14 protein-coding genes are annotated in these 16355 nt (G+C 65.4%); 11 read left to right on the top strand and 3 right to left on the bottom strand.

Features of this window, described 5'->3' with window-relative positions; all coding sequences use genetic code 11:
• Positions 1-145 precede the first annotated feature (145 nt).
• From I6F20_RS00710 to I6F20_RS00700, 3 genes are all read left to right on the top strand, one after another.
• Positions 146-1516 carry a sensor histidine kinase gene (locus I6F20_RS00710; protein WP_036012890.1) on the top strand — a complete coding sequence of 457 codons (1371 nt, stop codon included), beginning with the start codon at positions 146-148 and terminating at the stop codon, positions 1514-1516.
• A gap of 7 nt (positions 1517-1523) precedes the next feature.
• The gene (locus tag I6F20_RS00705) at positions 1524-2177 is read left to right on the top strand and encodes a response regulator (protein ID WP_036012892.1); all 654 of its coding nucleotides are present in this window, start codon (positions 1524-1526) and stop codon (positions 2175-2177) included.
• A gap of 110 nt (positions 2178-2287) precedes the next feature.
• Complete coding sequence (locus tag I6F20_RS00700; RefSeq protein WP_225124758.1) at positions 2288-2584, top strand: hypothetical protein; 297 nt, start codon at positions 2288-2290, stop codon at positions 2582-2584.
• A gap of 30 nt (positions 2585-2614) precedes the next feature.
• On the opposite strand, the gene I6F20_RS00695 is transcribed toward I6F20_RS00700, so the two are convergent.
• Positions 2615-3202 carry a TetR/AcrR family transcriptional regulator gene (locus I6F20_RS00695; protein WP_192893159.1) on the bottom strand — a complete coding sequence of 196 codons (588 nt, stop codon included), beginning with the start codon at positions 3200-3202 and terminating at the stop codon, positions 2615-2617.
• A 562-nt stretch (positions 3203-3764) separates the two neighbouring features.
• On the opposite strand from I6F20_RS00695, the gene purB reads away from it, so the two are divergent.
• On the top strand, positions 3765-5072 hold the full coding sequence (gene purB, locus I6F20_RS00690; RefSeq protein ID WP_036027821.1) for an adenylosuccinate lyase: 1308 nt from the start codon (positions 3765-3767) through the stop codon (positions 5070-5072).
• 168 nt (positions 5073-5240) lie between these two features.
• Entirely contained in the window at positions 5241-6413 is a 1173-nt protein-coding gene (locus I6F20_RS00685; RefSeq protein ID WP_036012899.1) for a M20 aminoacylase family protein, read from the top strand.
• A 19-nt stretch (positions 6414-6432) separates the two neighbouring features.
• On the opposite strand, the gene I6F20_RS00680 is transcribed toward I6F20_RS00685, so the two are convergent.
• Entirely contained in the window at positions 6433-8259 is a 1827-nt protein-coding gene (locus I6F20_RS00680) for a caspase family protein (protein ID WP_225124757.1), read from the bottom strand.
• Between the two features lie 168 nt (positions 8260-8427).
• Positions 8428-10335, bottom strand: a complete 1908-nt coding sequence (locus I6F20_RS00675; protein WP_036027822.1) for an acyl-CoA synthetase — start codon at positions 10333-10335, stop codon at positions 8428-8430.
• Positions 10336-10561: 226 nt separating this feature from the next.
• On the opposite strand from I6F20_RS00675, the gene I6F20_RS00670 reads away from it, so the two are divergent.
• The 6 genes from I6F20_RS00670 to rpsD all read left to right on the top strand — a co-directional run bounded on the left by I6F20_RS00670 (position 10562) and on the right by rpsD (position 16274).
• A complete protein-coding gene (locus I6F20_RS00670) occupies positions 10562-11641 on the top strand; it encodes a SecDF P1 head subdomain-containing protein (RefSeq protein ID WP_225124756.1) in 1080 nt (359 codons plus the stop codon).
• A 229-nt stretch (positions 11642-11870) separates the two neighbouring features.
• A complete protein-coding gene (locus tag I6F20_RS00665) occupies positions 11871-12677 on the top strand; it encodes a Crp/Fnr family transcriptional regulator (protein WP_036012905.1) in 807 nt (268 codons plus the stop codon).
• A 135-nt stretch (positions 12678-12812) separates the two neighbouring features.
• Entirely contained in the window at positions 12813-13610 is a 798-nt protein-coding gene (gene murI / locus I6F20_RS00660) for a glutamate racemase (protein WP_036027824.1), read from the top strand.
• Positions 13611-13671: 61 nt separating this feature from the next.
• Positions 13672-14445 carry an HpcH/HpaI aldolase family protein gene (locus I6F20_RS00655; protein WP_225124755.1) on the top strand — a complete coding sequence of 258 codons (774 nt, stop codon included), beginning with the start codon at positions 13672-13674 and terminating at the stop codon, positions 14443-14445.
• A 221-nt stretch (positions 14446-14666) separates the two neighbouring features.
• Positions 14667-15434 (top strand): acyltransferase, encoded by a 768-nt coding sequence (locus I6F20_RS00650; RefSeq protein ID WP_036012914.1) that lies wholly within the window; start codon positions 14667-14669, stop codon positions 15432-15434.
• Between the two features lie 222 nt (positions 15435-15656).
• A complete protein-coding gene (rpsD, locus tag I6F20_RS00645; RefSeq protein ID WP_036012915.1) occupies positions 15657-16274 on the top strand; it encodes a 30S ribosomal protein S4 in 618 nt (205 codons plus the stop codon).
• The last annotated feature ends 81 nt before the right edge of the window (positions 16275-16355 follow it).

The following is a 16355-nucleotide window of genomic DNA, read 5'->3' as shown; positions in this document are numbered from 1 at the left end:
AGATCAAAGCCGCCGTTTCAGGTCCAAAGACCCATGCCCAATCCGGCTTGGGAAATTTGCCCGAGCTGCAATCCCTAGCGTTCTGCGATTGGCAAGGCACGGCGGCGTTGTTAGGCTGACCTTAGCAAACGTCGGGGGTGATCGCATGCGCCTCGTGCTTCAGCTTGTAGCTCGCCTGCTTCTAATCGTAGCGCTGTGCCTGGGAGCCGCGACCGTATGGGCCACGTTCGATGCCTATCGCAGCGTCGATCGGGCGACGGCGGCGTCGGCGCAGCGGGTCGCGCAGGCGCTTCAGGCGCTGTATTGGCGCGAGCTGTTGTTGCGCAGCAGCAGGGCGCGCGAGCATCTCCTGCCGGTTCCGGAGTGGCGCACGCTGGAGACGATGAAGCTGATCTCGCCCGGCGTCTGCGTCGAGTTCCAGCCCGCGGCGGCCTTCGAGAAGCCGCTCTGCGGCCAGAGCGAGGGGCTGGGCAAGACGCCGCCGCGCTGGTTCGCCGCCATCGTGCCGAGCTTCCTCGGCAGCCACGCCGAGGTGGTGCGGCCCGTCAGTCCCCGCGCCGCAGCCGCCGGCGCCGTCGTTGCGACGCCCCATGCGGCCGCCGCGATCGCGCTCGCCTGGGACTACGTCCTCAACGTCATCGACGTCGCGCTGCTGATGGCGGCGGCGATCGCCCTGCTTGCTTCGCTCGCCATCGCGCACGCGCTGGCGCCGGCGCGCGCGATCGTCACCGCGCTTCAGCGCATGGCGCGCGGCCAATATCGCACCAGGCTGCCGCGCTTCCGCTCGATGGAGCTGGCGATGATCGGCAGCGCCGTCGGCGAGCTCGGCGGCCGGCTGGAGGAAGCGACCGAGCAGCGCGCCGCGCTGACGCGCCGCCTGATCGAGATCCGCGACGACGAGCGCCGCGCGCTCGCCCGCGAGCTGCACGACGAGTTCGGGCAGAATCTGTCCGCCATTCTCGCCTTCGCCAACACGATCGAGACGGCGAGTACGAAGCAGCACAAGGATGATGGGATCGCGCAAGACGCGCGCATGATCTCGCAGGCGACGCACCATCTGATGGCCTCGCTGCGCGACGCGCTGAACCGGCTGCGCAATCCGCTGCCGGAGGAGCTCGGGCTCGAGGCGAGCCTGGTCAATCTCGTCGACAGCTGGCGCTCGCACAGCGCGGCGCGGCCGGCGATCCAGCTCGATCTCAGGGGCGACCTCACCGATATCAGCGGCCCGGCCGCCACCACGGCCTATCGAGTCGCACAGGAATGCCTGACCAACGCGCTGCGCCACAGTGCAGCGCGCGAGATCTCGCTCCGTGTCGAGCGGCGCGCCGGCGAGGACGATGCGCTGCTGATCCGCGTCGAGGACGACGGCGGCGGCGATGCGGAGCGTGTCGCGCAATCGGCCGGCTTCGGCCTCACCGGAATCCGCGAGCGCGTCACGGCCGCCGGCGGATCGCTGTCGATCCTGCCCGCGAACCGCGGCCTCAGCATCGCCGCCACCATTCCGCTCGCTGCATGAGGCCGGGATGAACGAGGTGGCGGCAACAGGCATCTCCGTGCTGCTGGTCGACGACCATCCGATCGTGCGGCAAGGCTATCGGCGCGTGCTGGAGAGCCAGGGCGATTTGCATGTCGTGGCGGAAGCCGACAACGCCGCCGACGCCTACGGCGCGTTCAAGGCGCATGACCCCGACGTGGTGGTGCTCGACATTTCGATGCCCGGCGCGAGCGGGCTGGAGGCGATCCGCAACATCCGCGCCCGCAGCCCGCGTGCGCGCATTCTCGTCTTCACCATGCACAATGAGGCCGTGCTGGTGAAGTCGGCCTTCGGCGCTGGCGCCTCCGGCTTCGTCACCAAAAGCAGCGAGCCGTCCGCGGTCGTGAATGCCATCCGCAGCGTCGCCCGCGGCGAGCGCGCCATGAGCGATGACATCGCGCATGTGCTGGCGGAGGACAGCCTGTCCCCGACCGGCTCGGTGCTGGACCAGCTGGGCGAGCGCGAGATCGAGATCTTGCGCCAGTTCGCCGGCGGCGCCACCACCGAAGAGATCGCGGCGCATCTCAATCTCAGCGTCAAGACCGTGCAGAACTATCACTACCTGATCAAGTCGAAGACGGGCGCGCGCACCGATGCGCAGCTGGTGCGGCTCGCCGCGACCTGCGGGCTGACGAGGATCTAGCAGCAAAGCTGCCGCACAGCCTCATCCCTCGCGATCCTCAATCTGCCGAACGAAATTGGAACGGTTCCGATCCGGCTCCGGTTAGTACGGCAGACAAGGAGTAAAGGGTCATGAGTAAGGGTCACCCCAAAGCAGTCGACCATCCCCCCATCATCACAGTAGGCGAGCTCATCGACGAACTTTGCCGTCTGCCGGACACCGCCATCGTCCACTTTCGCTGCCCGATGTTCGATCAGGAGCTGACATTCTACCGGCTTCGAAGGCGATCGAAGGATGCCGTCGAAATCGCGGTCAACGCCTATCCGGATAGTCCGCCGGTGGTGCCGTCGTCCGACCCGGCGCTCAACGCGCGAAGGCACTCGCCGTCGCTGCGCGACGGCGCCCTTCTTCACAAGGCAAGAGGCTGATCGGCGGCACGCGGCTCAGTCCTTGCGGCCTCAGGCCGCCTTCAACCCGCGCAGCAGCAGCGCCAGCGTCGCATCGACGCGCGCGGAGAGATCGGCGTCCTTCCACTCGTCGGCATGGGCGGGATGGTGGAAGCGGACGGTCGCATCGAAGATCGCGCGCGCGGTCGCCTTGACGTCGCCTACGGCAAATTCGCCCTTCCTGACGCCATCGGTCAGGATCGCCGCGATCTGGTCGATCATGGTGTCCTTGTGACACTTGACCGCCGCACAGGCCTCGCGTGCCAAGGTCAGATAGGTCTCGAACATCTCGGGGTCGTCGAGGACGCGCGAACGCTTGGCGGCAAACAGCGTCCGCAGCCAGCGGTCGAGCCGCACGGGAGCCGGCCCTTTCTCCTCCGCGATCGCGCGGAGCGGCGCGTCGATGCGGTCCAGCCAGCGCTTGGCAACGGCCTCGCGCAGCGAGGCCTTGCTGGGGAAATGACGGTAGACGCTGCCGTGGCTCACATCGAGCGCACGGGCAACGTCGACCACGGTGGCCTTGGCAAGTCCGTAACGCCTGAGCACGTCCTCGGTGACTTCGAGGATCCGCTCCGGCGTCAAGACAACAGCTTCATTCATGCCAGCACCATGTTCCCGTTCAGGGCTCAGTTTACTCCGGCAGTAGGGCTGCTTCCGAAGCGCCCTGGCCGGTCGTTTCGGAAAGCCTATGCCTTAATGCGGCAGTTTTGCAGCCTGCGCCGCGATCTGGCGCGCCACCAGCAAATTGAGCCAATGCCCAATCACGCCGGTGAAATTGAGGATTTCGGTCGTCATTGTCTAAGTCTCCATTCGTCCGCGGTCCCCGCTCTTCAATCCGCCCTCCGATCCGAGCGTGGCTCGGATGTCGGGCTCCCCGGGGCTTGTCGCGGGACGCCCAATCGGAGCGTCCGAGAACGGATATACACGTCCCGCTGACAGATTTCAATATCTGTCAGTCAATGATCCGTGATTGACAGCTAATATCTGCGGCCAGGCGCCGCCATCCCGGCCGGCCGGTCCGATAGAAAGGTCGGCGATGCCCTTCTTCCGGGGCCCAGACCGTTTGTTTCGCCCTGCCTGCTCTGTTACATCACGGCGTAAAAAGCATTTTGGCCGGCGCCGCCGTTCTCGGGACCGCCCGCCCACCTTCCTGGAGCCGCCCATGATCCCCCGCTACACCCGCCCGGAAATGGCCTCGATCTGGGAGCCGCAGACCCGGTTCAAGATCTGGTTCGAGATCGAGGCGCATGCGGCGGACGCCCTCGCCGAGCTCGGGACCATCCCCAAGGAGGCCGCCCGGACGGTCTGGGCCAAGGCCAAGGACGCCATCTTCGACGTCGCCCGCATCGACGAGATCGAGCGCGAGACCAAGCACGACGTCATCGCGTTCCTCACCCACCTTGCCGAGATCGTCGGCCCCGAGGCGCGCTTTGTGCACCAGGGCATGACCTCCTCCGACGTGCTCGATACCTGCCTCAACGTCCAGCTCACCCGCGCCGCCGACCTGCTGCTCGCCGACCTCGACAAGGTGCTGGCCGCGCTGAAGAAGCGCGCCTTCGAGCACAAGATGACGCCGACTATCGGCCGCAGCCACGGCATCCATGCCGAGCCCGTGACCTTCGGCCTCAAGCTCGCTTATGCCTATGCCGAATTCACCCGTGCCAAGGACCGTCTGATCGCGGCGCGCAAGGAGGTCGCGACCTGCGCGATCTCCGGCGCCGTCGGCACCTTCGCGCAGATCGATCCGCGCGTCGAAGAGCATGTCGCCAAGGCCATGGGACTCGTGCCGGAGCCGATCTCGACCCAGGTGATCCCGCGCGACCGTCACGCGATGTATTTCTCGACCCTCGGCGTGATCGCCTCCTCGATCGAGCGCATCGCCGTGGAGATCCGCCACATGCAGCGCACCGAAGTGCTCGAGGCCGAAGAGTTCTTCTCGGAGGGACAAAAGGGCTCCTCCGCCATGCCGCACAAGCGCAACCCGGTGCTGTCGGAGAACCTCACCGGCCTCTCCCGCATGGTGCGCGCCTATGTGACGCCGGCACTGGAGAACGTCGTGCTCTGGCACGAGCGCGACATCTCGCACTCCTCGGCCGAGCGCATGATGGGCCCGGACGCCACCGTGACGCTCGACTTCGCGCTGGTGCGCCTCGCCGGCCTGATCGACAAGCTGCTGGTCTATCCCGCCAACATGCAAAAGAACCTCGACCGCCTCGGCGGCCTCGTGCATTCGCAGCGCGTGCTGCTAGCACTGACCCAGAAGGGCGCCAGCCGTGAGGATGCCTACAAGCTCGTGCAGCGCAATGCCATGCCGGTCTGGCGCGGCGAAGGCGACTTCCTTCAGCTGCTGAAGAAGGACAGTGAGGTGAAGACATATCTCACCGACGCCGAGATCGAGGAGCAGTTCGACCTCGGCTATCACCTCAAGCACGTCGACACGATCTTCAGGCGCGTGTTCGGGGAAGCGTAGGATCGTAGGGTGGGTTAGCCTTGCGGCCTGCGCCAAGCGCAGTCCGCTGGGCGTAACCCACCTCTTTCGCTCCCACGGAAACCGTGGTGGGTTACGCCTAGTGGATGCGCTTGCGCATCCACGGGGCTAACCCACCCTACAAACGACAACCAGAAAACGGATTCCCTCATGCCCATCGTCAATCGCGTCGCCGCCCTCTCCGACGAAATGGCCGCCTGGCGCCATGACTTCCACGAGAACCCCGAGCTGCTCTACGAAGTCCACCGCACCGCCGGCATCGTCGCCGATCGCTTGCGCGAATTCGGCTGCGACGAGGTGGTGACGGGCATCGGCCGCACCGGCGTGGTCGGCGTGATCCGCGGCCGCAAGTCGGCCTCCGGCAAGACCATCGGCCTGCGCGCCGACATGGACGCGCTGCCGATCATGGAGACGTCGGGCGTGTCTTATGCCTCGAAGGTCCCCGGCAAGATGCACGCCTGCGGCCATGACGGCCACACCGCGATGCTGCTGGGCGCGGCCAAATATCTCGCCGAGACGCGCAATTTCGACGGCACGGCCGTGATGATCTTCCAGCCCGCCGAGGAAGGCGGTGGCGGCGGCAAGGCGATGGTCGAGGACGGACTGATGACGCGCTGGAACATCCAGGAGGTCTACGGCATGCACAACATGCCGAACCTGCCCGAGGGCCATTTCGCCACCACGCCGGGTGCGATGCTCGCCTCCTCCGACAACATCCAGATCACGGTCCGCGGCAAGGGTGGCCACGCCGGCGCCGGTCCGCACAAATCTGTCGACAGCGTGCTGATCGGCTCGCAAATCGTGAACGCGCTGCAATCGATCGTGGCGCGCAACGTCGATCCGCTGAAATCGGCGGTGATCTCGATCACACAATTCCACTCCGGCACCGCCTTCAACATCATCCCGGAGGTCGCCGAGCTCGCCGGCACCGTGCGCACGCTCGACCCCGAAGTGCGCGATCTCGTCGAACGCCGCATCGGCGAAGTCGCCGACAGCATCGCCCGCGCCTATGGTGGCTCGGCCGAAACGAAATACACGCGGATGTATCCGGTGACGATGAACCATGCCCGCGAGGCCGCACTCGCCGCCGACGTCGCGCGCGACATCGTCGGCACTGAGCGCGTCAACGACAAGTTCGTCCCGATGATGGGCGCCGAGGACTTTTCGTTCATGCTGGAAGCACGCCCCGGCGCGATGGTGCTGGTCGGCATGGGCGACGGCAACGAGTGTCACCACCCGGCTTACGTCTTCAACGACAACATTCTGGGTCACGGCGCCTCGTTCTGGGCGCGGCTGGTGGAAACACGAATGCCTGCGGGGTAGCAGGCGGGCAATCACCAGCTCAGTTGCAGACTTCGACCATGCTGGTGCCGCCGCCGGCCGTTTGGCCGGCAGTCCTATTGCCCCACGTCTCGAGCCGACAACCCTGCCGGACCGGCCGGCACCCTGCACTGTTGCAAAAGACCTGACCGGTCGCCTGCGGTTTTGACGGCGCGGACTCGCTTGCCTTCCGCTCATCGTCTCGCGGTCTGGAATTCTCGCGCGTCGCAACCGGCTTCTTCTCCTGCACCTTTTCGCATTCGTTATCGTCGTTGACACGATAACCGGCCCGGCAGGTGATCTTCACGCATTGGTCGCCGTCGGCCTTGAATCCGAAATTGCACACCAGCGGACAAACCCGTCCCGGCTTGGCCTTCAAAGCATCGAGTGCGTCGACGCTGGCCAGCTTCACGTCGAACTTGGTGCCGGAATATTTGTTGAAAAGCGTCAGCGAGCGCTGCGCGGCCGAGCTCCACTCGCTTTCCGCAGACGAGGTCAGGCAACCGACGCGGCGCAGTTCGCTTTGTACCGATTTGGAAAGCTCGGCCGCCGATAATGTGGATGTGGGTCCGGGCGAGAGCGCAGCCACTTTCTGGTTCTCGACTTCGGGCATCTGCCGATCGGCGGCCGGCTTGGCGGCCTGCTCCGCTTTCTCGGCGGCCTGCTTGGCCGCCAGCTCGGCCTTGGCCCTCTCTGCCGCCTGTTTCTCGGCCAGCGCTTTCGCAGCCGCCGCCTCGGCGGCCTTGCGCTGCTGCTCGGCCGCTTCCGCCCTGGCCTGTTCGATCTGCTTGTGCTTCTCCGCAGCGATTCGCGCCTCCTCGGCGGCCTTGGCCGCAGCAGCCGCCTTCTCCTGCTCGGCTTTCTGAGCGCGCTCGGCGATAAGCCTTGCCTTTTCCTGCTCGGCCGTCTTGGCCTTTTGCTCGGCAGCCACGCGCGTCTCTTCGGCGCCGATCTTGTTCAACTGTCCCTTGGCGAGGTTGGCATAGAAGCCGTCCGGATAGGCCGCCAGAAACGCCTCCCAGCCGTCGCGCGTCGCAAGCTGGAGCGCGAGCTCGTAGTCCCTGCGAATCGCGTCCTGGGGATTTGCCTGCGGACCGGTTGCGGCCGGCTTCATTACGAGCGGCACGTCGTCGCCGCCGAGCGAGCCATAGACATAAGGCTCCTGCTTGTAGCCGGTGGTCTTGAGCACGTCGTCGCGCACGAAGCCGAACGCCTTGCGCAGATCGAGGCCCGGCTTCGGCAGGTGCTCGACCAGCGCGGCAGCAAACGGACTGTTGCGAGAATCGCCGTCGGATGCGGTCGAGCCGGCCTTCGCGGCGAAGGCGATCATCGTGTTCGGGCTGGTTGGCTCGACCTTGGCGAGGCCGCGTCCGATCGCCCGCGAGGCCAGCGTGCGCTTCATCGTCTTCGCAAAGGGGTTGTCGCGGCAGGCATCGAGGATGATCAGGCGCAGCTGCTTGGCCGGCTCGACCGCGAACAATGCGCGCTCGACAGGAATGGTTTCGTCGAGAACGTCGCCATCCGTCTCCAGCGTCGCGTCGGTCGGAATGAGATAATTGTTGCCGTCGAGCTCGATGCCGTGGCCGGCATAGTAGATCACCGCCATATCCGCATCGCGTGACCTGCCGGCGAACTCGCGCAACATGCGCCGCATCTCGCTCGCACTGAGATCCAGCCTGACATCGACGGAATCGAAGCCGGCCTTCTTGAACATGCCGCCGATCAGCGTGGCATCGTTCGCGGGATTGGTGAGCTTGGGCGCGCTCTTGTAAGCGGAATTGCCGATGACGAGCGCGACCCGCCGATCGGCGTGTGCCGATCCGCAGGCCAGTAAGGTCGCAAAAATCAATAAACCAAATAGCCGAAACGGAATCACTGCAGCCCCCTCGGATGCAATTTCCTGAGACTATTCGGAGCGTCGACGAAAGCCAAATTTTTCTATGTGAGGCCCATCACATAAACTCCTCGATCGCGGCTTATAGCTAATGCAGTCAGCCCTCGCCCCGCAGGCGCGGACCTACGCCTGCACCACCTCGTGGCGCATCACGAAGGGTGCGAGCAGTGCGTGCACCTCCCCCTCCACCGCTTCGCGTTGCCCTGCCGGCAGGCCCGTCAGCGTCACGGTCGCGATCGAGCCGTGGCTGCCGTGCGGGCCGACCTTCACCTTGCAATCGATGCCACGCTCGACCAGCGGCGCCAGCACCTTGGTGAACACGCGCGCAGCCGCGTCCCAGCGCAGCTGCGGCTTGAACACCTTGCCGACGCCCGTCACCGGCATCGGATCAATCGGGATGACCTGCACCGGAACGGCGGCGCGCTCCGGGGTGCGCTCGCGCACCCAGGCTTCCAGCTCGCCCGGCTCAACCTTTGCGCCGGGCTTCAACTGCACGTAGCCTACCGGCAATTCGCCGGCGTAAGCGTCGGGCTGGCCAACCACCGCGGCGAAGCCGACGGCGGGATGGCGGAACATGATCTCCTCGATCGGCGCCGGATCGATGTTGTGGCCGCCGCGGATCACGAGATCCTTGGCGCGGCCGGTGATCCACAGATAGCCGTCGGCATCGAGCCGCCCGAGATCGCCGGAATTGACCCAGACCCCGTCGATGAAGGCACCCTTGTTGTGCTCGTCGTTGAGATAGCCGCCGAACACGCCGGGCCCGGCCATGATGACGACACCAATCTCGTCCGGCTTGCAGTCGCGGATCAGGCGGCCGTCGGCGTCGAGCTGCACGATGCGCACGCGCGCATAGGGCATGGGAAGGCCAACCGAGCCGAGCCGGATCGGCCGGCCCGGATAAGCGAGCGTGTGCACGCTCGAGGTCTCGGTCATGCCGTAGACCTCGACCACCGGCAGCTTCAGCGTCTCCTGAATCGCCGAGCCGACCGCGACCGGAATCGCCGAGCCGCCGCCGGCCGCATATTTCAGGCTCGAGATATCCGCATTCCCCGGCGGCACCGCGAGCGTCGCGGCGAGCACGGTCGGCACGCTCGACAGCGCTTCGGGCTTGAAGCGCTCGACGAGCTGCCAGATGTTCTTCACCGCATTCGGGTTGCGCCAGCCGCTCGGCGACAGCACGACCAGCGAGCCCCCGCCCGACAGCGTCGTCAGCACCTGGGTCAGCGATCCACCGACGTGAAACAGCGGCATGCCGAACAGCAGGTTGGCGCCGGGCTTGCCCTTCAACAGCAGATTGAGTGCCCAGGCCTGATAGACCTGGTTGGCATGGGTATGCCGCACCAGCTTGGGCGTACCCGTGGTGCCGCCGGTGTGGAAATAGGCTGCGATGTCGCTGCCGCGAATCTTCCGCCCGCTGACCAGCCGATCCGACGGCTGCTGCTTGATCAGGTCGCTGAAGGCGAAGATGCCATTGGCCGGATCGCCGCCGCCGAACACCTGCACGATGGCTTTCAGATGCTTCAGATGCGGGCGGATCTGCTCGACCTTCTGCCAGATGTCGGTGCCCGGCATCGGCCCGAGCGCCACCAGGATCTTGGTGTTCGCAGCTTCCAGGATTTCGGCGAGCTGGTGCGGCTCGAGCAGCGGATTGACGGGATTGGCGATGCCGGCGGCCTCGGCGCCGAACAGAGTGACGAACGCATCCGGCACCAAGGGCAGCATGAAGCTGATGACGTCGCCCTTCTCGGCGCCGAGCGCGTGAAACATGTTGGCGGCCTGGGTGACGCGCGCGATGAAATCGCGGTGCGTGACGACCAGCGGCGCGTCGGCGGGATCGGCATTTTGCAGGAACTGGATCGCCGCCCCGTCGGGATTGCGCTCGGCACCAAGCCTGATGGCGTCATAGGTGCTCTCGGCCGTGACGCGGTCGGCGTAGGGGACCTGCTCGAACGCCCGGACCTCCTCGTCCGTCAACAGTTCCGGATAATCGTTGCCGATCAACCGATCGAGCGCGTGGATGCCCGCCATGAATTCCGTCCTCCCTCAGATGCATGTCCCCGCCGCCGTATCTTTTGACAGTTTGGTTCGGCGAGGTCTCGGCCGTGTTCGGCCGAGCCGGACCAGAATGATGGATGATTTGCCGTTCGTCCATTGCCTACCGGCTGCGCCACTTGAACCTCTGCGCCTGATCGAGGGACCAAGAACTGCCGCTGACTTCACTCGCCAGCGCCCTGCCGCAAGACAAGAGGTCATCATGACGACGCCCCTGCGGAACCGGATCGCACGGCTGGTCGCTGCGTTCACAATGGTATCCGCGATCGCCCTGCCCGGCGCCGCGCTTGCCGACAGCCAGCTCGACAAGGTGCGGGTCAAGGTTGCCGCCTTCATCGCCGACAAGATGGAGAAGCTGGGCGGATCGCGGATCGTCTACGGGGTCGACACCGATGCCTTGCGGGAGGCGGTCGTCACGGATTTGCGCGACGACGTTTACAAGATCCTGCGCGAGGGCCGCATCGCGTTCTCCGGACTTGCGATCCGCGACGGCGGCGTCGACGTGAAGATCGCTGACGGCAAAGGCCGCGAACAGTTCACGCGCAAGCTCGTCGCGGCGGCGGAGGGGTTGCCGACACACGCGCTCAACGTCACCGACGCCGGCGACGGGCTGCTCAGGCTCGCGCCGACCGATGCCGCATCAGCCGCGCGGCTGCGCGATCTCGTCGAAGATTCCATCGCCATGATCGAGCAGCGCCTCAAGGACGCCGGCGTCAAGCTCGCCAGCGTCCAGCCCGAGGGAATGGACCGTATCCGCATCTTGCTGCCCGGATTGATGGAGCCCGAGCAAATCACCGCGATCTTCGCCAGGAAGGTCAAGGTCGGCTTCCGCCTGATCGACCTCTCGATGTCCGCAGAGCAGGCGCAATCGGGCACACCGCCGGCGGGCACGGAAGTCCTGCTCGGCTTCAAGGACAAGCTTCCTTATCTCGTCGCCAAGGACAGCGCCCTCGAGGGCGGCGAGATCAGCTATGCCGGCCCGGGATTGACCGGCGACAGCAAGGAGCCGATCGCATCGTTCCGCTTCAACGGCCGCGGCACGCGGCGCTTCGCCCATATCACGGCAGAGAATGTCGGAAAGCCTTTTGCCATCGTGCTCGACGACAAGGTGATCTCCGCGCCCGTGATCCGCGAGCCCATCACCGGCGGCTCCGGCCAGATTTCCGGCAATTTCACCCTGGAAGAGGCCAACAGCGTCGCCATGCTGCTGCGCGCCGGCTCTCTGCCGGGGCGGCTCGGCCTCGTCGAGCAGCGGGTCGTGCAACCCGCCGCCAAGCCGTAAACGAAGGTCGCTTCGGGCCCGTCAGCGACGCTCAAGCCCGCACGGCTGGCCCGAATCACGGGCCTGCGCGGCCGGACGCGCAACCAACGGGCAATTGCCGAAACGCCCGATCAGGCTAAAATTTGCCCCTTGCGGCACGATGGCCGGAAGCGTCATTCAAGCGGTCGTCATTCGATTTCGGCTATACGGGTGCCGACCAGGACTGAATGCCTTACGTGGGGTTAGTACCATGCCGTCCGGCAGCGCAGACGTTTCGTCGATCCTCGACCGCATCCTCGAAGCGGCCACGGACAACCTCAGGATCGCGAAAATCCTGGTCCAGATGGGGCTCGATCCCGACAGCGTCACCTACGAGGCGATCTTCAACCGGCTCCTGGAGATCTTCGTCCACAACATCACGCTCGCCAATCTGTTCGCCGTGGTCGGGGCGGTCTTCTTCGTCGCCACCCTCTTGATGCGGACAATGGTGCCGCTGCGCGTCGCCAACATGATCGGCTGCGCGTTCTTCGCTCTCTTCGGCGCGCTCTCCGCCAACGTCGCGACGTTCCTGCTCTATCTCCTGATGCTTCCGATCAACGCGCTGCGCCTGCGGCAGATGCTGAAGCTGGTCAAGAAGGCGCGCCATGCGGCCGAAGGGGACATGTCGATCGAATGGCTCAAGCCATTCATGACCGAGCGCAGATACCGGCGCGGCGACATCCTCTTCAAGATGCGTGACCCAGCCAACGAAATGTTCCTCACCGTCACCGGCAAGTTCCTGGTCAAGGAGATCAACGTCGAGATCGGCCCCGGGGCGCTGATGGGCGAGCTCGGCTTCCTCACGCCGGACAACCGGCGCACGGGGACGGTCGAATGCATCGAGGACGGCCAGGTGCTGACCATCACCTATGACCGGCTGCTCGAGATCTACTTCCAGGATCCGCAATTCGGCTATTACTTCCTGGTGCTGACCAGCCAGCGCCTGTTGCAGAACATCGATCGCCTGCAGAAGCAGCTGGCAACCGAGCGCGGGACCACCACCAACAGGATCGCGTGAGCGCCGCGCGGCCGATCTGACGCCGGGGATGACGACGCAGCGCGTCCGTGACACGAGACGCCCCCCGGTCTTTGCGGGATCGCCGCAAAATCGCCCTAAAACCGAATGGTAACCATGCCGGGCTAGGGTGGCGACGTGACCAATTCTCCGACGATCCTGGTGTTCGATTCCGGCCTTGGCGGGCTCACGGTGCTCCGCGAGGTCGTGGCGGCGCGGCCCGACGCGCATTACGTCTACGTCGCCGACGACGCCTTCTTCCCCTATGGCCACCACAGCGAGGACGAGATCATCGCCCGCGTCGTGCCGCTGATGGGGGAGCTGATCGGCCGGCATAGTCCAGACCTCGTCGTCATCGCCTGCAACACGGCGTCCACCCTGGTCCTGTCTCACTTGCGCGCCGCCTATTCCGTAGCCTTCGTCGGCACGGTGCCGGCGATCAAGCCGGCCTGTGCGCAGTCCAGGACCCGCCGCGTTTCGGTGCTCGGCACCAAGGGCACGGTGAAGCGCGAGTACACCAAGGCGCTGATCCGCGATTTCGCACAAGGATGCGAGGTGACGCTGGTCGGCTCGCCCGAGCTCGCTTCGCTGGCCGAAGCCGCGCTCGGCGGTAGCCCGATCAGCGACGAAGCCATCCTCGCCGAGCTCGCTCCCTGCTTCGTCGGCGACGCCTCGGATGCGAGCGCGCGCACCGACACTGTGGTGCTCGCCTGCACGCACTACCCGCTTCTGCTGGACCGGATGAAGAAGCTCGCGCCCTGGCCGGTCGACTGGATCGATCCGGCGCCCGCGATCGCCCGTCGCGTCTCCGACCTGCTCGGCCCGCCGACCGGCGGCATCGCGCAGTCCGGCGCCGAGATGATTTTTACATCGAACCGCGTGCATGGTCTCAGCGCCACGCTGACGCCGTTCTTCGGCGGACGCGCGGTGGCCTGAGCTTGCGCACTGGCGGCGCGCTGCTAGGCTTTGCCGTCGCCATCGTCCCGCAGGATTTTCCATGTCGGTCCCCGCAAAGCCGCTGAACCGCCTCCGCCAGCTCTGGCGCGAGGGTCGCCCCGCTTTCGGTGCGATCGCGACCATCCCGAGCGTGCAGATGGTGCAGATCATGGCGCGCTCGCTCGACTGGATCATCGTCGATCTCGAGCACGGCCCGATCGGATTGACCGAAGCCCACGCGATGATCGCCGCGACCACGGGCACGCCGTGCACGCCTCTGGTGCGGATCGCCGCCAACGAGCCGTGGCTGGCGAAAGCGCCGATGGACATCGGTGCCTTCGGCATCAACTTCCCGATGATCACGAGCCGCGCGGATGCCGAGAAAGCGGTGCGCAGCGTGCGTTACCCGCCGAGCGGCGATCGGCTCTGGGGTCCCTTCCACGCGCCGTTCCGCTGGGGCCAGTCGATGCCTGATTACATGGCCTCTGCCGACGACGAGATGATCTGTATGATCACGATCGAGCACGTCGATGCGGTCGATCGCATCGACGAGATCATGGCAACGCCCGGTATCGACGTCGCGGTCATCGGTCCCGGCGATCTCGCCACCTCCATCAACAAGCGCGGCCAGATGGATGATCCGCAATTGCTGGACCTGATCGCGCGCGCCGAGGCGGGCATCCTCAAGAGCGGGGTGCCGATCGGCGGGGTGGCGCGCACCGCCGATCAGGCCAATGCGCTGATCGACCGCGGCTACCGCGCGATTGCGCTGGGCTTCGACTGGTCGCTGTTCCAGCGCGGCATCATGGCGGCCTACGAGGGGGTCAGGCGCTGATCGGGCCGATCGACGCATGACCGACCGACGCGACCAAGAGCGCCTGATCGAGATATAAATCATTGAAAATGGATGATTTTTTGGTCTAAAGGGGGTCCATCTTTGGCGCTGCTCGGTGCGGCGAACCGACCGGCCCCAAGCGGGTTGGTTCGTGCTAGAGCGAGCAGGCGGGCCCCGCTCGTTGCACATATTTTGATCTTTTGATTTGGAACCGGAGACCTATGCGCGGGACGCCCAAGACCATTTCGCTGCGTCGTCGTGTGATCTGCGACCTCATGCACGCCTCGAAGGGCGTACCTTTCGTTTCATTGGCCCGTTCGCTCAATATCCGCCCCCTGCTGGAGGCCCGCGCGGACGCGGCCGCGCCCGCCGGCTGGGCCGCGATGTTCGTCAAGGCTTTCGCCCTGGTTGCAAAGGACGAGCCGATCCTGCGCACCCTTTACGTCAAATGGCCCTGGCCGGCTCTGTATGAGCTTCCAAAGAGCGTGGCGACGGTCGCGATCGCGCGGGTCGAGGATGGCGAGGAATGCGTGCTGCTGCAGCGAATCGCGGGTCCCGAGGCTCTTTCGCTGGCAGAAGTCGATGCGGAAATCCGACGCGGCAAGACGGCCCCGATCGAGGATGTTCCGATGTACCGCAAGATCATGCGGGCGACCCGCCTGCCGTTGCCATTGCGGCGCCTGTCCTTGGCCATCGGTCTGAATTTCGGCCGTCAGCGCGGTAACTGGTTCGGCAGCTTTGCGGTAAGCTCGGTCGCCGCCTACGGCGGCGGCGAGCTCCACCCGATCACGCCGGGCCCCTTTGTCCTGAGCTATGGGCTGGTCGAGCCAGATCAGACCATCCATGTCGTGATCCGCTGGGACCACCGCGTCACCGACGCCGCCCCGATCGCGCGGGTCCTGACCCGGCTGGAACAGGTCCTGAACACTGAAATTGCTGCCGAATTGCGGGCGGCGGGGTCAAAGCCGGTCCGGGCGGTCAGGACATAAGAATACCGTCGTCGCAGGTCCCGGAATGACAGGCTAAAGAATTGACAGCCAACCCCAAACTCCCCTAAAAGCCGCCTGCTCGCGGGCCGATTTCGGCCCGCGAAGCGTTTCGCGACCCGTGGTCCTCTCCCTTAAGCTTTGGGGATCGGACCTGTCGGTGCCGGGATCATCCCGTCACACAGGAGGGCGCGTTTCCTCAAACCATGACCTGAAGAGGACGCGATGACTAAGCGCAGTGAGGCGAAGTACAAGATCGATCGCCGTATGGGCCAGAACATCTGGGGCCGCCCGAAGAGTCCCGTCAACCGCCGCGAATACGGCCCCGGCCAGCATGGCCAGCGCCGCAAGGGCAAGCTCTCCGACTTCGGCGTGCAGCTGCGCGCCAAGCAGAAGCTGAAGGGCTATTACGCCAACATCTCCGAGCGCCAGTTCCACGGCATCTATGTCGAGGCCAGCCGCCTCAAGGGTGACACCGGCGAGAACCTGATCGGCCTGCTGGAGCGTCGTCTCGACGCGGTCGTGTACCGCGCCAAGTTCGTCTCCACGATCTTCGCCGCACGCCAGTTCATCAACCACGGCCACATCAAGGTGAACGGCCGCAAGGTCAACATTTCGAGCTATCAGCTCAAGGTCGGCGACGTGGTCGAGGTCAAGGAAGCCTCCAAGCAGCTCGCCCACGTGCTCGAAGCCAGCCAGCTTCCCGAGCGCGAGGTCCCCGACTATCTCGAAGTCGACCACGGCAAGATGACCGCGAAGTACGCCCGCATCCCCGGCCTCTCCGACGTGCCGTTCCCGGTGCAGATGGAGCCGCATCTGGTCGTCGAATTCTATTCGCGCTGATAAGTTTCGGCAGATCGACATTCAAAAGGCTCCGGTTCTCCGGGGCCTTTTTGTTTGGTAGCATGTCATCGATGTCTCGCG

The organism is Bradyrhizobium sp. IC3123 (assembly GCF_020193625.1).
Lineage (GTDB): Bacteria > Pseudomonadota > Alphaproteobacteria > Rhizobiales > Xanthobacteraceae > Bradyrhizobium > Bradyrhizobium yuanmingense.
This window is presented reverse-complemented; position numbering and strand designations above follow the sequence as displayed.